The 21,115-nt window shown below is 61.0% G+C and carries 20 protein-coding genes and 3 tRNA genes; 10 read left to right on the plus strand and 13 right to left on the minus strand.

Annotated elements, in window-relative coordinates; genetic code table 11:
• The first annotated feature begins 78 nt into the window (after positions 1 to 78).
• Genes LCH97_RS09130 through LCH97_RS09140 form a run of 3 tightly spaced genes read left to right on the plus strand, consistent with a single transcriptional unit; the run spans position 79 to position 3,695 of the window.
• Positions 79 to 1,638 carry a methyl-accepting chemotaxis protein gene (locus LCH97_RS09130; protein WP_227301464.1) on the plus strand — a complete coding sequence of 520 codons (1,560 nt, stop codon included), beginning with the start codon at positions 79 to 81 and terminating at the stop codon, positions 1,636 to 1,638.
• Between the two features lie 48 nt (positions 1,639 to 1,686).
• Positions 1,687 to 2,394, plus strand: a complete 708-nt coding sequence (locus tag LCH97_RS09135; protein ID WP_227301465.1) for an ABC transporter substrate-binding protein — start codon at positions 1,687 to 1,689, stop codon at positions 2,392 to 2,394.
• 44 nt (positions 2,395 to 2,438) lie between these two features.
• Positions 2,439 to 3,695: a DUF1615 domain-containing protein gene (locus tag LCH97_RS09140; RefSeq protein ID WP_227301466.1), complete on the plus strand. Its 1,257-nt coding sequence runs from the start codon at positions 2,439 to 2,441 to the stop codon at positions 3,693 to 3,695.
• Positions 3,696 to 3,850: 155 nt separating this feature from the next.
• Here the strand turns inward: LCH97_RS09140 and LCH97_RS09145 are convergent.
• From LCH97_RS09145 to LCH97_RS09160, 4 genes are all read right to left on the minus strand, one after another.
• Positions 3,851 to 3,926 (minus strand) — tRNA-Glu (locus LCH97_RS09145).
• A 4-nt stretch (positions 3,927 to 3,930) separates the two neighbouring features.
• Positions 3,931 to 4,007, minus strand: a tRNA-Arg gene (locus LCH97_RS09150).
• A 6-nt stretch (positions 4,008 to 4,013) separates the two neighbouring features.
• Positions 4,014 to 4,107, minus strand: a tRNA-Ser gene (locus LCH97_RS09155).
• A 65-nt stretch (positions 4,108 to 4,172) separates the two neighbouring features.
• Positions 4,173 to 5,399, minus strand: a complete 1,227-nt coding sequence (locus LCH97_RS09160) for an aspartate kinase (RefSeq protein ID WP_017508151.1) — start codon at positions 5,397 to 5,399, stop codon at positions 4,173 to 4,175.
• A gap of 264 nt (positions 5,400 to 5,663) precedes the next feature.
• On the opposite strand from LCH97_RS09160, the gene LCH97_RS09165 reads away from it, so the two are divergent.
• Positions 5,664 to 6,032, plus strand: a complete 369-nt coding sequence (locus LCH97_RS09165) for a response regulator (protein WP_227301467.1) — start codon at positions 5,664 to 5,666, stop codon at positions 6,030 to 6,032.
• Between the two features lie 41 nt (positions 6,033 to 6,073).
• Here the strand turns inward: LCH97_RS09165 and LCH97_RS09170 are convergent, their stop codons facing one another.
• Positions 6,074 to 7,063 carry a serine/threonine protein kinase gene (locus tag LCH97_RS09170; RefSeq protein WP_227301468.1) on the minus strand — a complete coding sequence of 330 codons (990 nt, stop codon included), beginning with the start codon at positions 7,061 to 7,063 and terminating at the stop codon, positions 6,074 to 6,076.
• Between LCH97_RS09170 and LCH97_RS09175 the strand changes: the two genes are divergently transcribed.
• The 5 genes from LCH97_RS09175 to LCH97_RS09195 all read left to right on the plus strand — a co-directional run bounded on the left by LCH97_RS09175 (position 7,062) and on the right by LCH97_RS09195 (position 11,431).
• Entirely contained in the window at positions 7,062 to 7,706 is a 645-nt protein-coding gene (locus tag LCH97_RS09175) for a hypothetical protein (RefSeq protein ID WP_227301469.1), read from the plus strand. The two genes, LCH97_RS09170 and LCH97_RS09175, sit on opposite strands and share 2 nt — an antisense overlap.
• Positions 7,707 to 7,755: 49 nt before the next feature.
• Positions 7,756 to 8,634, plus strand: a complete 879-nt coding sequence (locus tag LCH97_RS09180; RefSeq protein ID WP_227301470.1) for a cation diffusion facilitator family transporter — start codon at positions 7,756 to 7,758, stop codon at positions 8,632 to 8,634.
• Between the two features lie 99 nt (positions 8,635 to 8,733).
• Complete coding sequence (locus LCH97_RS09185) at positions 8,734 to 9,489, plus strand: (Fe-S)-binding protein (RefSeq protein WP_227301471.1); 756 nt, start codon at positions 8,734 to 8,736, stop codon at positions 9,487 to 9,489.
• On the plus strand, positions 9,486 to 10,868 hold the full coding sequence (locus tag LCH97_RS09190) for a lactate utilization protein B (protein ID WP_227301472.1): 1,383 nt from the start codon (positions 9,486 to 9,488) through the stop codon (positions 10,866 to 10,868). Before LCH97_RS09185 ends, LCH97_RS09190 begins: the two co-directional genes overlap by 4 nt.
• Positions 10,865 to 11,431, plus strand: a complete 567-nt coding sequence (locus tag LCH97_RS09195; protein WP_227301473.1) for an LUD domain-containing protein — start codon at positions 10,865 to 10,867, stop codon at positions 11,429 to 11,431. Before LCH97_RS09190 ends, LCH97_RS09195 begins: the two co-directional genes overlap by 4 nt.
• Before the next feature lie 110 nt (positions 11,432 to 11,541).
• Here LCH97_RS09195 and LCH97_RS09200 read toward each other — a convergent pair whose 3' ends face one another.
• From LCH97_RS09200 to flgA, 5 genes are all read right to left on the minus strand, one after another.
• A complete protein-coding gene (locus LCH97_RS09200; protein ID WP_227301474.1) occupies positions 11,542 to 13,014 on the minus strand; it encodes a DEAD/DEAH box helicase in 1,473 nt (490 codons plus the stop codon).
• Between the two features lie 105 nt (positions 13,015 to 13,119).
• On the minus strand, positions 13,120 to 14,037 hold the full coding sequence (locus tag LCH97_RS09205; protein ID WP_017508160.1) for a CobD/CbiB family protein: 918 nt from the start codon (positions 14,035 to 14,037) through the stop codon (positions 13,120 to 13,122).
• A 75-nt stretch (positions 14,038 to 14,112) separates the two neighbouring features.
• Positions 14,113 to 14,577 carry a flagella synthesis protein FlgN gene (locus LCH97_RS09210; protein ID WP_227301475.1) on the minus strand — a complete coding sequence of 155 codons (465 nt, stop codon included), beginning with the start codon at positions 14,575 to 14,577 and terminating at the stop codon, positions 14,113 to 14,115.
• Between the two features lie 36 nt (positions 14,578 to 14,613).
• Positions 14,614 to 14,916, minus strand: coding sequence for a flagellar biosynthesis anti-sigma factor FlgM (gene flgM / locus LCH97_RS09215; RefSeq protein WP_017508162.1), 303 nt, complete (start codon positions 14,914 to 14,916; stop codon positions 14,614 to 14,616).
• Between the two features lie 70 nt (positions 14,917 to 14,986).
• Positions 14,987 to 15,661 (minus strand): flagellar basal body P-ring formation chaperone FlgA, encoded by a 675-nt coding sequence (flgA, locus tag LCH97_RS09220; protein WP_227301476.1) that lies wholly within the window; start codon positions 15,659 to 15,661, stop codon positions 14,987 to 14,989.
• A 149-nt stretch (positions 15,662 to 15,810) separates the two neighbouring features.
• Here flgA and LCH97_RS09225 point away from each other — a divergent pair, with 149 nt between their 5' ends.
• Positions 15,811 to 17,892: an autotransporter domain-containing protein gene (locus LCH97_RS09225; protein ID WP_227301477.1), complete on the plus strand. Its 2,082-nt coding sequence runs from the start codon at positions 15,811 to 15,813 to the stop codon at positions 17,890 to 17,892.
• Between the two features lie 114 nt (positions 17,893 to 18,006).
• Here LCH97_RS09225 and thrC read toward each other — a convergent pair whose 3' ends face one another.
• Genes thrC through LCH97_RS09240 form a run of 3 tightly spaced genes read right to left on the minus strand, consistent with a single transcriptional unit; the run spans position 18,007 to position 21,041 of the window.
• Positions 18,007 to 19,413 carry a threonine synthase gene (gene thrC / locus LCH97_RS09230; protein ID WP_227301478.1) on the minus strand — a complete coding sequence of 469 codons (1,407 nt, stop codon included), beginning with the start codon at positions 19,411 to 19,413 and terminating at the stop codon, positions 18,007 to 18,009.
• 1 nt (position 19,414) lies between these two features.
• Positions 19,415 to 19,738: a hypothetical protein gene (locus LCH97_RS09235; protein ID WP_017508166.1), complete on the minus strand. Its 324-nt coding sequence runs from the start codon at positions 19,736 to 19,738 to the stop codon at positions 19,415 to 19,417.
• The gene (locus LCH97_RS09240; RefSeq protein WP_017508167.1) at positions 19,731 to 21,041 is read right to left on the minus strand and encodes a homoserine dehydrogenase; all 1,311 of its coding nucleotides are present in this window, start codon (positions 21,039 to 21,041) and stop codon (positions 19,731 to 19,733) included. The genes LCH97_RS09235 and LCH97_RS09240 overlap by 8 nt, the downstream gene beginning before the upstream one ends.
• Between the last annotated feature and the right edge of the window lie 74 nt (positions 21,042 to 21,115).

The raw sequence follows: 21,115 nt of genomic DNA on the forward strand, positions 1-21,115 counted from the left end.
CCCGCTTATTCGTGGTTGGCTCGTTTATCCATCAGGGCCCAGTTTCTGCTGGTTTTATCGATTGTTGGCATCGGGCTCATGCTCACCGGTGGCATGTCGTGGCGACAGCTGGAAGAGCTGCGTATCAACGGCCCCGCCTATAGCCGCATTGTGCAAGGCAAAGACCTGATTGCGGATATCCTGCCGCCACCTCGCTACATCATCGAATCTTATCTGGTAGTCATGCAGGCGCAGCATAGCCAGAGCCTGTCTGCCGTGCGTACCTATCAGGATCGTGTGCTGGAGCTGGAAAAAGAGTTCCAGGCGCGCCACGAGTATTGGCAGCGCATGCCGCTGAACGACGAAAGCCAGCGCTTGTTGCTGACCGCATCCGACAAGCCTGCCCGCGAGTTTTTCAAACTGGCGCGCGAGCAATATTTCCCGCAGCGGCTGGCCGAGCAAGATACCCGCAGCGTGCTTACCCAGCTGGCCAACCATTACCAGCAGCACCGCTATGAGATCGACAAGCTGGTGAAACGCGAAAATACCCTGCTGGCCGAAGAGGAAAAGCGTGCCGAACAGCTAGTGCACCAGGGCAGACTGTTTCTGGGTGGCACGATTGCACTGGTATTACTGCTGTCTATTGCCCTGGTGCACCAGATCAGCCACCAACAGCGCAATAGTGTCAACCAGCTGCGTAAAGCCATGGCGGGGCTGGCCAAAGGGCAGCTCAATCTGACACTGCCCCCCCAGCCGGACAACGAGCTGGGGCAAATAGGCCAAAGCACGGAAGACATGCGCCACAGCCTGCAGCAGCTGATCGTGCAGATGCAGAACGCCGCTGGCGAGCTACAGGGCAACGAGCAGGATATCCAGCACGAGGCGGCACAAGTGCAGCAGCTTGCCAGCCGCCAGCGCGAGCGCATTGGCCAGATGAGCGCGCAAGTACAATCGCTGACCAATACGCTGGCACGTTTGGCCAATGACAGCGAACACTCTGCGTCCACCTCGGTCGCCGCCATCGAATCGGCAGGTAACAGTGGCCGTGACTTGCAGCAAAGCAGTGAAGTACTGGCCAATGTAGTAGAAACCGTGCGCGAAACCACGGTATTACTGGATGAGCTTACCCAGAAGGCAGGCCAGATTGTCGGTGTGGCCAACACCATTCACGAGATTGCCGAACAAACCAACCTGCTGGCCCTGAATGCGGCCATCGAGGCGGCACGCGCCGGCGAAAGCGGCCGTGGCTTTGCGGTAGTCGCGGACGAGGTGCGCAAGCTGGCAGAACGTACGGCGCAATCCACCGGCAGCATCAACGACATCCTGGGTACGGTACAGCGCTCTACCACCGAGGCAGCCATGAGTATTCGCCAGGGTCTGGCCCAATCCGAACAGGGGCTGGACAAGGTGCAACAGGCCAGTCATAGCGTGAGTGCCCTGCAAGAAAGCATCAATTCTCTGGGGCAGGCACTGCAGCACGTCGTAGAACAGATACAAGGCAGCCAGCAGCTGCGGCAGGAAGTACAGCAAGAATTGGGCGAAGTGCTGCAAGATACGCATAATCAGCAAGAGGCAGTCGACCGGCTGTACGGCCTGATTCGGGTTGCCGACCAAACCACACAGAAGCTGGAACAAGCCAGCCACCGATTCACACTTTAGACTGCGCTCACCATGGCTCCCATTCCCCGCGTATTGACGGCTGTACTAGTGCTTCTGCTCGGCCAGGCCACCTTGGCCAGCACCCGCCAAACCACGGTGGCAGTGGCATTCGGCGAATCGCTGGAACCTTATGTGATTCCACAACTGGAAGCCGGCATCGAACTGGACATCATCCGGGCAGCACTCAAAAGCCAGCACTACGAGATGAAGCCGGTATTCCTGTCGCAAAAGCGCCTGCCGCAAGCTCTGGCTGACCGCAAGATAGACGCGGTAGCCACCATCGTGCCGGAGTCTGGCGCGAAAGGGGCGTATTCGGATGTGTATATCAGCTATGAAGACAAGGCTATTACACTGACTCACCGCCGCCTGGAGATCCACCGCGTAGCAGATCTGACCAACTACAGCATCTCGGCATTCCCCTTGGCCGGACAATATCTGGGTGCCGAGTTTGCCGCCCTCGCAGCCAAACACCCGGACTACCACGAAACCGGCAACCAGATAGACCAGAACCGCCTGCTATACCGCGGCAGCATCGATGTGGTCGTGGCCGACTACCGCATCTTCAATTACATGAACAAGCGCATGCAGACCGACTTTGGCGAGGCCCCCCTGCCCGTCAGCTATCACGATATTTTCATCAAGCTGCCCTACCGGGTGCTATTCAGGCAGCCTACGCTGCGTGACGCCTTTAACCAGGGCCTGAAGCTGATCCAGCAAAATGGCGAATACCAACGCATCCTGAAGCGATACAGCTAAGGCCCGGTGGGCTAGAATGCCGCATTGCATTCAGGCCCCGCATCATGAAAAAACTCCTCTGCCTGCTAGGCAGCAGCGGCATGTTGGCCGCTTGCGCCACCCCGGTCAGCCCGCTGGCCAGCCAGCCGGTACCCGCCCCCATCCTGCAGCAAAACCAGCCGGCAGCCCCGTTACCGCCGGTAAGTAGCCAGCCCTTGCCTCAAGCACCGGCAAGCAGCCCGCCGGTGGTGACGCCGCCTGTCGTGGTAGTGCCACCTGCTGTCGTGGTGGCACCGGCCAAACCGGTTGCGGCCAACCCCAAAGCCTTGCTGGACAAGCTGCTGCCCGACTACGTGAAACCCCGCAATGGCTGGCGCGACGATCTGGTATCGGCCTTCAGCGCCTTGCAGATACCGCACACCGCCGAGAACTACTGCGCGGTCATCGCCGTCATCGAGCAGGAATCCACATTCCAGGCCGACCCTGTGGTACCAGGCCTGCCCAAAATTGTCTGGGGCAAGATCGGTGACAAAGCAGGTAACTACTATGTACCACTGCCGGTAGTGAAAACCGCTTTGCTGAAAAAGTCGCCGAACGGCCAGAGCTACAAGGAGCGCATCGACAATCTGCGCACCGAAAAAGAAATGAACGACCTGTTCGAGGACATGTCGGCCGAAGGGCAAAAGCTGGGCCTGCCCATGGGCATGAAAAACCCCATACGCACCGGCGGCCCCATGCAAGTCAGCGTGGAGTTTGCCGAAGCGCACGTACGCGCCTGGCCCTACCCCTATGCCCGCAACGGCAGCATCCGTGATGAAGTATTCAGCCGCAAAGGTGGCGTTTATTTTGGCAGCGCCATCCTGCTGCAATACCCGGCGCCTTATACCGACATGCGCTATCGCTTTGCCGATTTCAACGCCGGGCGCTACGCCAGCCGTAACGCAGCCTTCCAGCAGGCGGTGGCCAAGCTCAGCGGCAGCAAACTGGCACTGGATGGCGACTTGTTACGTTACAAGAACGGCCAACCCGGCAGCGACAGCAGCAGCACCCAGCTGGCACTGGCCAAGTTGCGCGCCCGCCTGGGCTTGAGCGACGCCGACATGCTGCGCGACCTGAAGCAGGAAAAGAGCGCCGGTTTCACCCAGACCGCGCTGTATGGCCGTGTGATGCAACTCGCCGACCAAAGCCAGGGTCGCAAAGTGGCGCGCGAGATCATGCCGGAAATCCGCCTGCAAAGCCCCAAAATCACCCGCAAGCTCACCACGGCCTGGTTTGCCGACCGTGTCGATGGCCGCTACCAGCGCTGCCTGGCACGGCGTTAAGCTGAGCTAACACGGAAAAAACCCTTCCGATTCAGGAAGGGCTTTTTCATGTCGTGACATCACATCACAAGCGCGCCAGGTTATGTCTCGCTACCGCCTGGCCACAAAACGCCAAACGCAAAAAAGCCACCCGAAGGTGGCTTTTTTACTGAAACTGGCGTCCCCACGGGGATTCGAACCCCGGTTACCGCCGTGAAAGGGCGATGTCCTAGGCCTCTAGACGATGGGGACCTAGTGGCGCACCCGGAGCGATTCGAACGCCCGACCCTTTGGTTCGTAGCCAAATACTCTATCCAACTGAGCTACGGGTGCGCTGTGTGGCGGAGAAAGAGGGATTCGAACCCTCGATACAGGTTTAAGCCCGTATGCTTCCTTAGCAGGGAAGTGCCTTCGACCTCTCGGCCATTTCTCCGTCAACAGAACGCCATATTAATTAACACTTAGCGTTCTGTCAACCACTACTTGCAATAATTTTGCCTATGCAGGCTGATCCAGACCAAACACCTTGTGCAGCACGCGTACGGCCAGCTCCAGGTACTTCTCGTCGATCAGTACCGACACCTTGATTTCGGAGGTAGAGATCATCTGGATATTGATGCCCTCTTCCGCCAGGGTGCGGAACATGGTGGAAGCCACACCGCAGTGCGAACGCATGCCTACGCCGACGATGGACACTTTGGCTACCTTGTCGTCGGAGTCGATCTTGCCGGCGCCGATGTGGGTCTGCACATCACGCAGGATAGCCAGTGCCTGCTGGTATTCTCCGCGCGGCACGGTAAAGGAGAAGTCGGTGGTACCGTTCTCGCCAACATTCTGGATGATCATGTCCACTTCGATGTTGGCATCGGCGATCGGGCCCAGAATCTGGTAAGCGATGCCCGGCTTGTCCGGTACGCCTTTTACGTTGATGCGTGCTTCGTTACGGTCAAACGCAATACCTGCCACTACGGCCTTTTCCATGTTCTCATCTTCCTCAAACGTAATCAGTGTGCCTTCGCCCTCGTCTTCAAAGCTGGAGAGCACGCGCAGGCGTACTTTGTATTTGCCGGCAAACTCGACAGAGCGGATCTGCAGAATCTTGGAGCCCAGGCTAGCCATCTCGATCATCTCCTCAAAGGTGATGGTCTTCAGGCGGCGGGCTTCCGGTACCACGCGCGGGTCGGTGGTATACACGCCATCCACATCGGTATAGATCTGGCACTCATCCGCCTTCAGCGCCGCAGCCATGGCCACGGCCGAGGTGTCGGAACCGCCACGGCCCAGCGTGGTGATATTGCCGTCTTCGTCCAGACCCTGGAAACCGGCCACGACAACCACGCGGCCAGCGTTCAGGTCGGCGCGCATGGCTGCTTCGTCGATGGACTGGATGCGGGCCTTGGTGTGGGCACTATCGGTCACCACACGCACCTGCCAGCCGCAGTAGCTCTTGGCATTCACGCCGATTTCTTTCAGCGCCATGGCCAACAGGCCGATGGTGACTTGCTCGCCGGTAGAAATCACCACGTCGAGCTCGCGTGGGTCCGGGTACTCTTGCAGCTCTTTAGCCAGGGCGATCAGGCGGTTGGTTTCACCACTCATGGCCGAAACCACCACCACTACATCATGTCCCTGGGCTTTCCATTTGGCGACACGGCGGGCCACGTTCTTGATGCGCTCAGGGGAGCCCATCGAGGTACCGCCGTACTTTTGTACGATAAGTGCCATGTTTTATTTTCTTGAATAGGGTTGGGATGTCGGACAATGATTCTGTCCCGATACACCCCCTTATGGCAAGGCACTTGTAGCGCATTTGGCCTGCTTTTTTGCTGCCATGCGTCATGAATAGGCCAACTGTTCAATGGATACAAAATACCATTGAAAAGCAGCAGCAACTGTACGCATCATTTGACAGACTTATGCGGCCAACTAGCATGGTAAGAGAAGCAGCCAAAAGATAAACACAGCCGCACCAGGCAGACGGGGCAGACCATGAAACACATTATCCTGGTGGTAGACGATTCGCCGGTACTCAGACAGATCTCTTTCGAAACACTCAGCGAGGCCGGTTATAAGGTAGTGCAGGCAGAAAATGGCAAAGCAGGCTTGCTACAGCTGGATAAATACACCCCGTCGCTGATCATCAGCGACCTGAATATGCCCGAGATGAACGGGCTGGAATTCATCCGCACACTGCGCCAGCGCCCGCCACTGGCGCAAACACCGGTCATCATGGTTACCACCGAGCTTAGCGACAGCATGAAAGCCGCCGGCCGCGCCGCCGGGGCAACCGCGTGGCTCACCAAACCACTGCAACCCCCGCTGTTGCTCAAGGCAGTGAATGCCCTGCTGCACCAATAAGCTCGGGCAGCCCGGCCGCAGCGCCAGCTATCAGATAAACATCAGGCCGGCATAGACCACAAAGGCGGCTGTTTCATGGCTTCCAGCTGCTGCTCCAGCTCGGTGATGCGCTCCAACCAGTAGTGTTCACTACCAAACCACGGGAAGGCGGCCGGGAAGGCCGGGTCTGCCCAACGTGCCGACAGCCAGGCACAGTAATGCAGCAAACGCAGGCTGCGCAGCGGCTCGATCAGCCGCAGCTCGCGGTAATCCAGATCACAAAACTCCTCGTAGCCGGCCAGAATCGCGGCCAACTGCGCCGACTGCTGCTCGCGCTCGCCGCTAAGCAACATCCAGATATCCTGGATAGCCGGCGCCATGCGGCTGTCGTCCAGGTCAACAAAGTGCGGGCCGTCAGGCGTCCACATCACATTACCGGCGTGACAGTCGCCATGGGTACGCAGCAGGGTCAGCGCAGGCAAGCTGGCAAAGGCCGCCTCGGCCATGCCGATGACCGCCTGCGCTACCTGGCCAAAGCGCGCGGCCAGATGTTTGGGCAGATGTCCGCCTGTTTCGATAATACGCAAGGCATCGTGGCCAAAGGTTTGCACCGTGAGCGCCGGGCGCGTGAGGTAAGCCTGGCTGCGGCCAATAGCATGAATGCGCCCCAAAAACCGCCCCAGCCACTCCAGCGTGGCCTCGTCTTCCAGCTCGGGCGCACGGCCGCCGCGCCGGGGAAACAGGGCAAAGCGAAAGCCCTGCCATTGCAATAGTGTCTGGCCGGCAAACGCCAGCGGCGCCACTACCGGGATTTCGGCGTCTTGCAACTGGCTGGCAAAGGTGTGCTCTTCCAGAATCTGGGCGTCCTGCCAGCGTCCTGGCCGGTAAAACTTGGCAATCAGCAGCGGGCCGTCTTCCATGCCCACCTGATAGACACGGTTTTCATAGCTGTTCAGTGCCAGCATGCGGCCATCGCAGCGCAAGCCGGTACTTTCCACGGCGTCCAGCATCAGGTCGGGGGTCAGCGCGGTATAAGGGTGTAGGGTATCCATGCCCCGCATTATGCGCGCAGCGCACGGCCTGCGGCCAACCTTTGCAGTCGCCGCCGTCAAGGCTTACCATCGTGGCATGAGCCTATCCTTTACCTACTTCGAAGCCGAAGACCGCCTGCTGGTATTGATCCAGCCCGGCGGCCACCAGCTATGGCTGACACGCTACCTTACCCAGTCCATCCTGCGCGATATTGCCGCCCTGTTTGCCCGCGCCGTGCCGGGCGAAGGCATACCCGGAGCCGGCAGCAGCGAACAGCGCATTGCGCTGGAGCACCGTATGGCCATGAACGAAGAAGATCTGGCAGACCAGCCTGGCATGGGCGGCGGCATGAAGTTTGCACAGAACTCCCCGACACTCCCCGCCAGCGGTAGCGTGCCGGTATGCACCGGGCTGGATGCGCAGGCAGGCAGCGACTACGCCAGCATCAGCTTTACCGTCGGGCAGCAAAACATCAATATGCGACAAAACCGCCCTGGCTTTCACCGTTTCCTGCGCACCCTGGCACTATGCGCGGAAAAGGCCGGGTGGCACATTCAGGATGTCCCGCCGTGGCTGACGCAAAGCCTGCTGGCCGACCTGTTAAGCACGCTACCACCGCTGGACGAGCCGGATGCCAGCCACGACAGCGGCCAGCAGCCTTAAGCTTGCCATCAGCCATCTACATCACACTGCTGCTTTTTGCGACGATACCATGACCAGCCCAACCCACAGCCCGCAACACCACGCCGCCCAACGTAGCCTGTGGGTCAGCGTAGCGGTCAATATCGTGCTGACCATCGCCCAGCTGCTCGCCGGCGTATGGGCTGGCTCGCAGGCGCTGGTGGCTGATGCACTGCACTCGCTGTCCGACCTGCTGGCAGACTTTGTCGCGCTGCTGGCGCGCAAACACAGCAGCAAGGCACCGGACCACGACCACCAGTACGGCCACTACCGCTACGAAACTGCCGCCTCGCTGGTATTGGGCACCCTGCTGTTGGCCGCAGGTTGCAGCATGCTATGGGGCGCCGGCAACAAGATCATCAGCCATACGGCGCTGTCGCCCGTCCACCCGCTGGCACTGTACGTCGCGCTGTTTACCCTGGTTTCAAAAGAGAGCCTGTTCCGCTACATGCTGGCGGTAGCTACCCGCGTGAAATCCAGCATGCTGGTGGCTAACGCCTGGCACGCACGGGCGGATGCTGCGTCCTCGCTAGTGGTGGCAGTCGGTATTGGCGGTAACCTGCTGGGCTACACTTGGCTGGACCCGTTGGCCGCCGCATTGGTTGGCTTCATGGTTGGCCGCACCGGCTGGCAGTTTGCCTGGGACGCCCTGCACGACCTGATGGACCGTGCTGCCGACGACGATACGGTAGCTGCGATCCAGCAAGCGCTACTGGAAACCCCCGGCGTACAAGGCATACACGACCTGCGCACCCGCCGCCTGGGCGACCATGTCCAGGTAGACGTACATCTGGAGATAGACGGTAAGCTCAGCGTGCGCGAGGGGCACGATATCGCGGCCAATGCACGCCAGCGCGTCGTAGCCAGCCACCCCGTACTGGACGTGATGACCCACATCGACCCGGTATAGCGCTGGCGCAAGGGTAAATCCGCATTGGCATCCGGCGCAGGTGGGGCTTTAATCAGGACAAGCCCTAGCGGGCATTGCGCCGGAGAACTGCACACCGCCATGAAAGTCGCCCTTTTCATACCCTGTTTTGTCAACGAACTGTACCCGCACGTAGCCATGGCTACTGCCGAGCTGCTGGAAGGCTACGGCGTAGACGTACACTACCCGCTGGCCCAGTCCTGTTGCGGCCAACCTTTAAGCAATAACGGCGACAGCCACGGCGCCTGCGATGCAGCGCACCGTTTCACCGGCATTTTCAAAGACTACGACTACGTGGTGTCACCGTCCGGCAGCTGTACAGCGCACGTCAAGCACCACTACCCGTGGTATATCGCCGACAACGCCGACTACCAGGCGCTGCAGCCGCGCATCTACGAGATCGTGGAGTTTCTGCAAGACGTGCTGAAGGTGGAAAAGCTGCCCAAGCCGGTGTACTTCCCGCATACCGTGTCCATCCACCAGAGCTGCCACGGCCTGCGCGAGCTGGGCCACGCCGCGCCGTCCGAGCTGATGATCCCCTACCACTCGCGGCTAGAACGCATCCTGCAGCTGGTAGACGGCATCGAGGTCAAGCAGCCGGAACGCCGTGACGAATGCTGCGGCTTTGGCGGCACCTTCAGTGTGGACGAGCCGGAAGTGTCGGTGGCCATGGGCGAAGACCGCGTAGCACAACACGAAGCCACCGGAGCGCAGTTCATCGTCGGCGCCGACCCGTCGTGCCTGATGCACATGGGCGGCATCATCCGCCACCGCTGCCGCCCGATCCGCCCGCTGCACATCGTGGAAATCCTCACCGGTCGCGGGGGCGCAGCATGAAAAACGATAATATCCACCACGCCGAAGCCGCCGCCGCTTTCCTGCAAGACCGCGAACAGGCGCGCTGGCACGACAGCGCCATCTGGTGGGTACGCCAGAAGCGCGACATGCAGGCCAAGCAGCTGCCGGAATGGGAACAACTGCGTGCACTGGCGCAGCAGATCAAGGCGCACACGCTGTCGCGGCTGGACGACTACCTGCAGCAGTTCCAGGCCAACGCCGAGAAAAACGGCGTCACCGTGCACTGGGCGGCCGACGCTGACGAGCACAACCGCATCGTGCACGGCATTCTGGCCGCCGGGGGCGTGAAGAAGCTGGTGAAGTCCAAGTCCATGCTCACCGAAGAGTGCGGGCTAAACCCCTATCTGGAGCAGCACGGCATCGAGGTAATCGATACCGACCTGGGCGAGCGCATCGTGCAGCTGCGGCAAGAGCCGCCCAGCCACATCGTGATGCCGGCCATCCACCTGAAAAAAGAACAGATCTCCGAGCTGTTCCACCGCGAGCTGGGCACCGAGGCGGGCAATAACGACCCCACCTACCTCACCCACGCCGCGCGCGCCAACCTGCGCGAGCATTTCCTCACCGCCGACGCCGGCCTGACCGGCGTGAACTTCGCCATCGCCGAAACCGGTGGCGTGGTGGTGTGTACCAACGAAGGCAACGCCGACCTCGGCACCGCGCTGCCGCCTATCCACATCGCCAGCATGGGCCTGGAAAAAATCATTCCGCGGCTGGAACACCTGGGCGTGTTCACACGCCTGCTGGCGCGCTCGGCCATCGGCTCACCGATTACCACCTACACCTCGCACTTCCACCGCGCCCGCCCCGGTGGCCAGATGCACATCGTGATCGTGGACAACGGCCGCAGCGACATCCTGGGCAACGACGACTTCTACCAGAGCCTACGCTGCATCCGCTGCGGCGCCTGCATGAACACCTGCCCGGTGTACCGCCGCAGTACCGGCCACAGCTACAGCTACATCATTCCCGGCCCCATCGGTTCTACCCTGGGCCCCAGCCGCGACATCAAAAAGCACGGCAGCATGGCATTTGCCTGTACCACTTGCGGCTCATGCAGCAATGTGTGCCCGGTAAAAATCAACCTGCACGAGCAACTGGTGTTGCAGCGCAAGCGCGCCTTCGACGCCGGCACGCTGAAGCCGGCCAAGAAAATGGGCCTGCTGGCGATGCGCTTCCTCACCCAGCACCCGTCGCTGATGGACGCCGGCGGCAAGGTGATGCGCAAAGTGGTACCCATCGTGCCGGAGAACCTCACCCGCCATAGTGCATGGTCGCGCCCCGGCCGTGCGCTGCCGGAAATGCCGGAACAAAGCTTCAAGGAAATGTGGCAAGCCCGTCAGGAGAAAAAGTCATGAGCAGCCGAGAACAGATCCTGGCGCGGCTGCGCCAGAACCGCCCGCAAGGCCCGGCGCTGCCGGACATCGACGCGGTGCCGTTCATCACCTTTGACGACAAGTTCGACGCCTTCCGCACCCTGGTACGCAACCTGGGCGGCGACGCCGTACAGCTGGCCGACGGCGACAGCGTGCAAAGCGTGGTGCACCAACGTTGGCCGCAACACGGCCGCCTGGTAGACCTGACGGCAGAAAGCCACGAAGAAAGCCCCAGCCCGCACGCCTGGCACGACGTGGACGTGGCCGTCGTACCCGGCGAGCTGGCAGTGGCCGAAAGCGCCGCGGTATGGGTCAGCCACGCCAACAACCAGTGGCGCTCGATCTACTTCCTGACCCAGAAGCTGGTGCTGGTGGTGCCGCGCGACGCCATTGTGGATACCATGCGTGACGCCTACCGCCGCATTGCCATCCGCGAGCAGGGCTTTGGCGGCTTCATCAGCGGCAGCTCGCGCACGGCCGATATCGAACAAAGCCTGGTGATGGGCGCACACGGCGCCATGGCCGCGCTGGTGATCTTTGTCTGATTGCAGTTGTTGCTTCTTTTAGCGGCCCGTGTGGCCGCTTTTTTTGCGGCCAACGTTGGCCGCAGACGCAAAAAAGCCACCCGAAGGTGGCTTGTATATTGAGCGGCAGCTCAGCGCTCTACCTTGTAACGCGGCGGCAGCAACAGTGCAGGCACTTCGCGCTGGCGTTGCGGCAGGATACGCCCGCCAATGCCCAGCTTCACCGTCTTGCGGCCTTCGCCTTCGTCGTGTGTATCGCGTGCGTCACGGCTATCCGGCACGTGGCGGCTATCGCGACGGGGCTTATCGCCATACAGCGACGGGCTACGCTCGCCACGCTCGGCGCGTTCGCTACGGCGCGGGGCGTCCGGACGGTCGGTGCGCTCGGCACGCTCGCTGCGTTCCGGGCGTTCGCTACGCTCGCGACGCGGCGCACTGTCGGCCTCGTCACGCGGTGGGCGGCCACCAAAACCCTCAGGCAGCGGCAGCGGCGGCAAGGTTTGGCGGGTCAGCTTTTCGATCGCCTCGTGCTGGCGCGTCTCGTCCGGGCTCATCAGCGAGATGGCCACACCGGAGGCACCAGCACGGCCGGTACGGCCAATGCGGTGAACGTAGTCTTCCGGCGAGTTCGGCATTTCGTAGTTCACTACGAATGGCAGCTCGGAAATGTCCAGACCACGGGCCGCCACGTCGGTGGCTACCAGTACTTTGACTTCGCCGCTCTTGAAGCGCTCCAGCGTTTCCAGACGGGCGCTCTGCGCCTTGTCGCCGTGGATGGCTTCGGCGGCGTGGCCGTCGCGCTTCAGGTCGCGCGACAGCTGGTCGGCCGAAATCTTGGTCTTGCAGAACACAATGACTTGGCTCATTTCGCGCTGGCGAATCAGGTGCGACAGCAAGGCGCGCTTGCGGAAACCGTCTACGGCAAACACCAGCTGCTCGACCTGGGCGTTGGTCGAGTTCTGGCGGGCCACTTCCACCGTTTGCGGGTCGCGCATGAAGTCTGCGGCCAACCTTTTGATCTCGGGCGCGAAGGTAGCGGAGAACAGCAGGGTCTGGCGCTCTTTGGGCAGCAGCGACATGATCTTGCGGATGTCCTGGATAAAGCCCATGTCCAGCATACGGTCGGCTTCGTCCAGTACCAGCACGTCTACCTTGTTCAGCTGGATGGTTTTTTGCTGGATGTGGTCCAGCAGGCGGCCCGGGGTGGCGATGACGATTTCGATGCCACGGCGCAGCTCGGCGACCTGCGGGTCCATATTCATGCCGCCGTACACGGTGGTTGTACGTAGCGGCAGGTATTTGGTATACGCCTTGGCATTTACGCCAATCTGGTCGGCCAGCTCACGTGTGGGCGACAGAATCAGCGCACGCACCGGGTGCATGGCTGGCGAAACGCTGGGGTTGGCAAACTTTTTCAGACGCTCCAGGATAGGCAGCAAGAATGCAGCAGTCTTGCCTGTACCGGTTTGGGCGGCTGCCAGCAAATCACGGCCGGACAACACCAGTGGAATGGCCTTGGCCTGGATGGGGGTAGCTTCCGAGTACCCCATTTCGTCGATGGCACGCAGGATTTCAGGTGCCAGGCCTAGCTCGGCAAACGACATGTCAGGAACTCCATCAGCCTTGCCCGCTTTATTGGGCAAAGCCGTTTATAAACGATTAAAAAGCGAAGCGCCGCCAGTGCCTGGCGGCGCATCATGCGTCCGGCCCTAGCCGAACAGGCTGACCACACTGATCAGCAGAATGACAAACAGCCACAGCAGTACCGTGCGCCATACCAGACCCACCGCACTCTTCAGGTATTGCGGGTCGGCTTCATCACCCACACCCAGCTCGGGGCGGAAATTGATGGTGTAGTTTTGGCGCAGCGGGTCGCCCAGCTTGACACCCAGCGCGCCGGCAGCAGAAGCCAGCAGAATACCGGTGGCGTAATTGCCCCAGGTTTTCGCCTGCGAGCGCCAGCAGTAAACCGCATCTTCAAAGTCGCCCATTACGGCAAAGCTTGCGGCAGTCAAACGTACCGGCAACCAGTCCAGCCATTCACCCGCGCGGCCGGCAAAGCGGCCGAACAAGTCATCCGCAGCACGGCCACCCCATTTCTGGGCCAGCAGCTGGGTGAAACGGTACAACACAGCCCCTGTCGGGCCAGGCAACAACACAAACCAGAACATGGTGCCAAACACGTGGCGGTAGCTGTCTACCACCCCTTGCTCTATCGCCAGGCGGGATACTTCACCAATACTCAGCTCGGCCGTCGGCTGATTGGTCCAGCTGGCCAGTGCCTGCTTGGCCTCCAGCTCCTGGCCATCATTGAGTGCCAGGGAAATTTCAGAGAAGTAGCTGGAGAAATGGCGAAAGCCCATGGTCAGGTACAGCACCAGCACGTTCCATACAAACCCCAGTACCGGGCTGATCGCACACAGCAGGTAAAACCCGCCGCCCGCCAGCAACAGCACAGGCAACATGGCTGCCAGCCAAGCCAGCACGCCATGACGGTTGTAACCCGCGTTCAGGGTGCGCTCCAGATGGTTGGCGTAACGGATGAACAGCAACAGTACCCGGTTACGGTTACCCAATGGGCGGAATTGCTCCAGAACCAGCGCGGCGATAAGTGAAATCAGGGTCATGGGTCTGCGGAAAGGTATTGGTTGTGGCCCGCGAAGGAAGATACCACAAAACCGTCATCAGGCGGGCAGCTGCGCTCAGGCGGACCCCAGGCGGCGGGAGCCACCTACACCGGAAGACAGGGTGCCGTGACGGCCATAGCCATCCACGCCTTGCATGGCACTACGAAGGGAGTCGATGACTGCCGTGGCAAAACGCATACGCTCGTCGGCCATGCTGGCATTCAGGTCATTCAACGCTTTCAGACGCAATAGTGCAAGCTCAAGCGCCTGCCAGCATTGCTGCACCTCGCCAGGAGCCTGCTGCAACCATGGCAGCCAGTCATCCTGCTGCGCCAACCCTGCAGCCTGCTGCAAGGCAAGGCGCTGCGCGCGCAACCCTGAAAGCTGCGTCAGCTGCTGCATTTTTTGTTGCGCAAGCTCTTCAATCTGAAAAGCGTCCATACGCAAAATGGCCTGCTGTTCCTGCTGCAGTATCGACTGCAACGTTTCCAGCAAGGCCATTTCAGACTGGCACGAGGCCAGAAATACCGCTACATCCATTTGCATCAGTCCGGTTTACAACCCTGGCGTGCCAGTTTACCGCGCCAGCAGCTCCTGCGCAGAAGCAATCAGGCTATCGGCGATAGCACCGGGGTTGATCTTGAACTCGCCGGCAGCGATGGCAGCCTTGATCGAGGCTACTTTGTCGGCATCGAAAGCCGGGGCTGCTGCTGCAGCCTGCTCCATGCCCTGCAGGCGGCTGGCAAACGGATTGATCGCAACGCTTTCACCGCCATCGGCACGCGAAGATGCCTTGGCACTTGCATCGCTTTCTTTCGGGCTGGTACGGCTGGGGGCAGCGTAGCTGGCTGCAACCTTGCCTGAGTTGTCGATTTTCATGATTTACCTGCACTGCTTTTTATCGGTTATTTCTATTATCGCCCGAAAAATCCGAAACTTGACGCTTTTTTTAGGGCACGAATACCGAAACACTACCATCCGCTTCCACGATGCCAGAAACCACCTTGCCGTTTCCAGCACGCACATTCACGCGCTCGCCCACGCCAGCGTTACCCAGCGCGGTAGCGTCACTACCGATGACGAAACCATCGCCTTTTGCCTGCAGGCGCACCGGCTGATTCATTTTGACAACATAAGGCAGGCGCAGCTGCCCGCCCTGCAGTACGGTACCCGCCGGCAAGGTAGCGGTCACCATACGGCCGATTACCAGCTGCACGTCGCGTAGCCCTTGCGATGTCTGGTTGCGATTGATAGCGGCCAGACGGATATCTGCCGCCTGTAGTACCTCGCCGCTGCGTACCAGCCGTGTCGTCACTACCGCTACCGGTAGCTCGCTCGCCGCAACCGGCAGCCGCAAAGTCCAGCCGGCTGCTGCACAACTCACTTCCAGCTGGCTACGTGGCGCACTACTGCCTGCCGGCCAGCCTGCCTGCAAATCTTGTGGGCAATTCGGCATGGCTGCCTTCTGGCGCGGCGCAGCCAGGCGGTATGCATAGCCGTCGTCCCCCTTCTGGCTTTGCAGGAATACTTCTGCCGCCTTTTCCGGTAGCCGCGTCTCGGCCGCCAACACTGCCGCCGCCAGCAGCAAGCTGCCTGGCAACCATAGAAGTTTGTGTCTATTCATATCCTGATTGTAACGCCAGTACAACAAACGGTCGGCCAATACGGCCCTATCGAACAATTGTTTCAATTAACCACAACAAACGAGCTTATGCTCTAAAAAATACAAAAAACCTCTGGCAACACGCCAGACACAACACGAGGAGCTACACCATGCGCACTACTCTGCGCGCCGCCGTCATGGCTGCCCTGCTTTCGCCTGCTGCTTTCGCTGGCAGCAGCTACAGCAATATCTATTTCTTTGGTGACAGCCTCACCGACACCGGTGCCTTTGGTGGCCAAGCCTATCCCAATGGTTCCGGCGGCTTCATCATCTTGCCAGCCGACGCACGCTGGACAACCAATAATGCGGCCAACCACGCCAATATTCTGGCAGGCAGATTAGGACTCACCGTCTCGGTGAACAATGCTGACCTAACCGTACAAAAGACAGGCAATAACTTTGCCCAAGGCGGGGCCCAATCGGTTACCTACGCTACCGGCGCAACGCTACCCAATAGCAGCAGTACACAAACCGCCGGCCCCGGCGGGCTGGACATCCGCGACCTGCCGCAGCAAGTACAAGACTACCTGTCTGCCAATGGTGGCAAGGCCAATCCGAATGCAGTGTACTTTGTCTGGAGCGGCGGCAACGACATTCCTACCGCAGCGGGTGCCGGCAGCAGCAATGCTTCCACCGTGGCGACCGCCGCTGCCAACAGCCTGGCCACCCAGATTGGCGTACTGAACAAGGCAGGTGCCAAACTGATCATCGCCCCCAACCTGCCTTCTTTCGGCAATACCCCGGCAGCAATGTATGCCGTTATCGATGGGGCAACTACCGACGAAAGCACCAGAAACACGCTGAAAGGTATCGTGGCGGGCGTTCTGCGCAGCGAAGCCACGCCCACCTCCGCCTCGCAAACCGCCCTGACAAACAAGGCGCTGGCAGCACTGGCAGCAGCACTTAGCGGTGGCGCTACCAGCGGCAGTACTTTCGATAGCCGGCTCACCCAGGTTACCGACGGCTACAACACCAGCAAAACCGGCCTGAACAACCTGTCCACCCTCTATAACACCTCGGCCGATGGTGCCATCTCCGCCACGGGTGCCAATGTCGTGCGCGCCAACGTCAACGCCCTGTTTGCCGAAGTACTGGCCAACCCGGCAGCCTACGGTATCGACAACGTTACCGGCCCGGCGTGCGGTACTACCTCGTCGCTGATCTGCACCACTGCCAACGTCACCGGCAGCCTGAGCTACCTGTTTGCCGACGACCGCCACCCCACGCCTACCACCCACGCCCTGCTGGGCAACTATTTTGCCAGCCTGCTGCAAGCGCCCTACTTTGCCGAAGCGCTGGCCAATGTGCCGGCCGCCGCCAGCAGCCGGCTGGGCAGCACCCTGGATGCCCGCGCCCGTGCGCTGGACCATGAACCGCGCGCCGTAGGTACTGTCGGGGCATTCAGCAGCGTGACCGGCGGCAAGCAGGACGTTGGCCGCAACGGTGAGCAGGCCAAGGGCGAGCTGCTGACCGTGGGCGTGGACTACCAGTTCACCCCGTCCCTCAGCGTAGGGATGGCCTTCACCCAGGGCAAGCTCGACACCAGCGTAGGCAAGCTGGGCAGCTATGACAGCCAGCACAGCCTGATGAGCGCCAGCGCCAACTACCGCAGCGGCGCGCTATGGCTGGATGGCGACGCCACCCTGGGCGTTGCCGATATCGATACGCGCCGTGTGGCCGACCTGGGCAGCGTCAAGCGCCAGGAAACCGGCAGCACGCGCGCCAACCACAACGGCCTGCGCCTGACCGCCGGCTACCGCATGCAGCAAGGCCATCTGCGCACCGGCCCCTTTGCCGGCGTCGCCATGCAGCGCGGCCATGTGGCCGCCTTCAGCGAGCACGCCAACCAGAGTACCAGCATGCGCTTTGGCAAACAGGTGCTGGACTCCACCGTCCTGCAGGCGGGCTGGGAGCTGCAAGCGTCGCTGGGCACCATCACCCCTTACCTGATGATCAGCATGAAACAAGAACAAAACGACGACGCACGCATGCTGCAAAGCGGGGTATTCGGTACCCAGGGCGAGTTCACTGTCAGCGGCAGCCAACCAGACCGCAGCTGGGCGGAATGGCAAACCGGCGCCACCGTCTCGCTGGGTAAAGGCATGAATGGCTATATCCAGGCCAGCGGCAGCAGTGGGCAAAAAGGCGGCAATGGCACGCGCTACAACCTGGGTCTGGCCGCCAGCTTCTGATGCGGCCAACCTTAGCCACGCCCGCCACTGTCTGGCGGGCTTTTTCTTTGCCGCATCACCATAAAGAAAAACCCCTTCCGGCAGGAAGGGGTTGTAGGTTCAGGCTGCGATTGCTCAGCCCAGCGCCTGGCGTACGTAGGCCTTCACCGCATCGGCGTCGGCGTCGAACACCGTTACCTTTTGCGGCAGGTCTTCCAGGCCCTCGAAGCCGTCCGGGCGCGGTGCGTCGCGGTTCAGCGCCTCGCGGATGGTGTCGGCAAACTTGGCCGGCAGCGCGGTTTCCAGGCACACAATCGTTTCGCCCGGCAGGCGCACTTCGCGCGCCACCTTGATGCCGTCGGCGGTATGCGTATCTACCACCACCTGGTCTTCGGCGTCTACGGTGCGGATGGTGGCCAGACGGTCGGCGTGGCTGCTCTTGCCGGACACAAAACCGAACTGCTCGCGCATCTGCGCCAGCTTGTCGCCCAGGTCGAAACCGCGGCCGGCGTCTACCTCGGCCCACAGTGCTGCCACGGCAGCGCCGTCACGGCCCAGCAGGTCGAACACGAAACGCTCGAAGTTGGACGCCTTGGAGATGTCCATCGACGGGCTGGACGTTACCCAGGTATTGGCGGTGCCACGCGGCTGGTAACGGCCGGTCTTGAAGAACTCGTCCAGTACGTCGTTTTCGTTGGTGGCCACGATCAGGCGTTGTACCGGCAAGCCCATCTGGCGGGCGATGTGGCCGGCGCAAACGTTGCCGAAGTTACCGGACGGCACGCAGAAGCTGACTTGCTCGTCGTTGCTACTGGTGGCGTTGAAGTAGCCCTTGAAGTAGTACACCACCTGCGCCACCACACGCGCCCAGTTGATGGAGTTGACGGTGCCGATCTTGTACTGGCTTTTGAAGGCATGGTCGTTCTGCACTGCCTTCACGATGTCCTGGCAATCGTCGAACATGCCTTTGATGGCGATGTTGTGGATGTTGGCGTCCTGCAGGCTGTACATCTGCGCGCGCTGGAACGGGCTCATCAGGCCGTCCGGACTCAGCATGAACACGTTGATGCCCTTCTTGCCGCGCATGGCGTACTCGGCCGCCGAACCGGTATCGCCGGAGGTGGCGCCCACGATGTTCAGCTGTTCACCCTTCTTGGCCAGCACGTACTCGAACAGGTTGCCCAGGAACTGCATGGCCATGTCCTTGAACGCCAGCGTTGGGCCGTTGGACAGCTCCAGAATCACCAGGCCGTCGTGCAGGCGTTTCACCGGGGTGATGGCCTCGCTGCCGTATACCTCGGCGGTGTAGGTGTGGTCCAGAATGGCCTTGAGGTCGGCTTCTGGAATATCTGTAGCAAACAGGCGGATGATCTCGAACGCCAGCTCGGCGTAGGACAGGTCGCGCCAGGCATCCAGCTGGGCGCGGCCAACCTGCGGGTAGCTTTCCGGCAGCGCCAGGCCGCCGTCCGGTGCCAGGCCCATCAGGATAGTGTCGGAAAACGAAAGCGGCGCCATGCCGCCACGGGTGCTGATGTATTTCATGTTATCGAACCAGTGTGTTCAGGCATTGCAGGCCCACATTGAGCAAACGGCCCTGCCAGGCAGGCTCGGCCAGAATGTCTTTGCCTTTGGCCGACACTTCCAGCAGCTCGCTGTTGCTCAGGCCGGACACCAGCTTGTCGCTGGCGCAGCTGCAATAGCCATTGATCTTGCTTTGCGAGCTCAGCAAAGGCAGCAGCGGCGTGCTGGCAATCTTGCTGCGGCACGCATCGTTCAGCCGGTCCTGTGCCAGCTGGCGCGGGGCCAGCGTGGCGCAGCCCGCCAGCAGGCTGCTGGCGGCCAACAGGATAAGCAGGCGCTTAACCATTGAGCTCTTCCATGCGCAGGCGCACTACCTTGCCCGCTACGCTGTCCAGCGCCTCGATGGCGGCAATGGCGGCGTTGGCCGCTTTTTCCAGCACGCGGTGCGTGAGGATCACGATCTCGGCCGAACCATCGGCAGCGGAGCCTTTCTGGATCAGCGCTTCGATAGAGATACCGTTCTCGGCCAGCAGGCGCGTAATGTCGGCCATTACGCCGGCACGGTCGATGGCCTGGATGCGCAGGTAGTAGCTGCTCACTACCTCGCCCATCGGCAGGATAGGCAGGTCTTTGAGCTGGTCCGGCTGGAAGGCCAGGTGCGGCACGCGGTGCTCCGGGTCGGAGGTCAGCAGACGGGCCACGTCGACAATATCCGCCACCACGGCCGAGGCGGTGGGCAGTGCACCGGCGCCCGGGCCGTTGAACAATGCCTGGCCGATGGCGTCGCCACGCACCAGTACCGCGTTCATCACACCATTCACGTTGGCAATCAGCTGTTGCTCGGGGATCAGCGTGGGGTGCACGCGCAGCTCGACGCCTTGTTCGGTGCGGCGGGTCAGGCCCAGCAGTTTCACGCGGTAGCCCAGCTCTTCGGCGTACTGGATGTCCTTGCCGGCCAGCTGGCTGATGCCTTCCAGATAACACTGGTCGAAGTGCATCGGAATACCGAAAGCAATGGCCGCCATGATGGTGAGCTTGTGGCCAGCGTCGTGGCCTTCCACGTCAAAAGTCGGGTCGGCTTCGGCGTAGCCCAGTGCCTGTGCTTCTTTCAGCACGTCGGCAAAGTCGGCACCCTTCTCGCGCATTTCGCTGAGAATGAAGTTGGAGGTACCGTTAATGATGCCAGCCAGCCATTCGATACGGTTGGCCGACAGGCCTTCGCGCAGCGCCTTGATGATGGGGATGCCGCCGGCTACCGCCGCTTCAAACGCCACCATCACGCCTTTTTCCTGCGCGCGGGCAAAAATCTCGTTGCCGTGTACCGCCAGCAGCTTTTTGTTGGCAGTCACCACGTGCTTGCCGTTGGCGATAGCCTGCAGTACCAGCTCCTTGGCCACGGTATCGCCACCGATCAGCTCCACCACGATGTCCACGTCCGGGTGGTTTACCACGGCGAAGGCGTCGGCCACCACGGTCACGTCGGCACCCACCAGCTCGCGGGCTTGCTCTACATTGCGGCGGGAAGCAATCGTCAGACGGATGTCGCGGCCGGCACGGCGGCTGATTTCTTCCGCGTTACGCTTCAATACGGTGGCGACACCGCCACCGACTGTTCCCACCCCCATCAGGCCAATATTGATCGGCTTCATTGTTGAATACTCCTGCTGTTTCGGTTTTCAAATTTCCCTGGCACGTCGGCCTGCTGCCAGTGGCAGCTGCTGGT

Source organism: Vogesella sp. XCS3, from assembly GCF_020616155.1.
GTDB lineage: Bacteria > Pseudomonadota > Gammaproteobacteria > Burkholderiales > Chromobacteriaceae > Vogesella.

Excerpts from the sequence above, each read along its gene's own strand:
- LCH97_RS09210 (WP_227301475.1), bottom strand. The coding sequence starts at position 14,577 with ATGGATGTAGCGGTATTTCTGGCCTCGTGCCAGTCTGAAATGGCCTTG.
- thrC (WP_227301478.1), bottom strand. The coding sequence starts at position 19,413 with ATGAAATACATCAGCACCCGTGGCGGCATGGCGCCGCTTTCGTTTTCC.
- LCH97_RS09165 (WP_227301467.1), top strand. The coding sequence starts at position 5,664 with ATGAAACACATTATCCTGGTGGTAGACGATTCGCCGGTACTCAGACAG.
- LCH97_RS09185 (WP_227301471.1), top strand. The coding sequence starts at position 8,734 with ATGAAAGTCGCCCTTTTCATACCCTGTTTTGTCAACGAACTGTACCCG.
- LCH97_RS09190 (WP_227301472.1), top strand. The coding sequence starts at position 9,486 with ATGAAAAACGATAATATCCACCACGCCGAAGCCGCCGCCGCTTTCCTG.
- LCH97_RS09140 (WP_227301466.1), top strand. The coding sequence starts at position 2,439 with ATGAAAAAACTCCTCTGCCTGCTAGGCAGCAGCGGCATGTTGGCCGCT.
- LCH97_RS09175 (WP_227301469.1), top strand. The coding sequence starts at position 7,062 with ATGCCCCGCATTATGCGCGCAGCGCACGGCCTGCGGCCAACCTTTGCA.
- flgA (WP_227301476.1), bottom strand. The coding sequence starts at position 15,661 with ATGAATAGACACAAACTTCTATGGTTGCCAGGCAGCTTGCTGCTGGCG.
- LCH97_RS09205 (WP_017508160.1), bottom strand. The coding sequence starts at position 14,037 with ATGACCCTGATTTCACTTATCGCCGCGCTGGTTCTGGAGCAATTCCGC.
- LCH97_RS09180 (WP_227301470.1), top strand. The coding sequence starts at position 7,756 with ATGACCAGCCCAACCCACAGCCCGCAACACCACGCCGCCCAACGTAGC.
- LCH97_RS09160 (WP_017508151.1), bottom strand. The coding sequence starts at position 5,399 with ATGGCACTTATCGTACAAAAGTACGGCGGTACCTCGATGGGCTCCCCT.
- LCH97_RS09170 (WP_227301468.1), bottom strand. The coding sequence starts at position 7,063 with ATGGATACCCTACACCCTTATACCGCGCTGACCCCCGACCTGATGCTG.
- LCH97_RS09130 (WP_227301464.1), top strand. The coding sequence starts at position 79 with ATGCTCACCGGTGGCATGTCGTGGCGACAGCTGGAAGAGCTGCGTATC.
- flgM (WP_017508162.1), bottom strand. The coding sequence starts at position 14,916 with ATGAAAATCGACAACTCAGGCAAGGTTGCAGCCAGCTACGCTGCCCCC.
- LCH97_RS09235 (WP_017508166.1), bottom strand. The coding sequence starts at position 19,738 with ATGGTTAAGCGCCTGCTTATCCTGTTGGCCGCCAGCAGCCTGCTGGCG.
- LCH97_RS09200 (WP_227301474.1), bottom strand. The coding sequence starts at position 13,014 with ATGTCGTTTGCCGAGCTAGGCCTGGCACCTGAAATCCTGCGTGCCATC.
- LCH97_RS09225 (WP_227301477.1), top strand. The coding sequence starts at position 15,811 with ATGCGCACTACTCTGCGCGCCGCCGTCATGGCTGCCCTGCTTTCGCCT.
- LCH97_RS09195 (WP_227301473.1), top strand. The coding sequence starts at position 10,865 with ATGAGCAGCCGAGAACAGATCCTGGCGCGGCTGCGCCAGAACCGCCCG.
- LCH97_RS09240 (WP_017508167.1), bottom strand. The coding sequence starts at position 21,041 with ATGAAGCCGATCAATATTGGCCTGATGGGGGTGGGAACAGTCGGTGGC.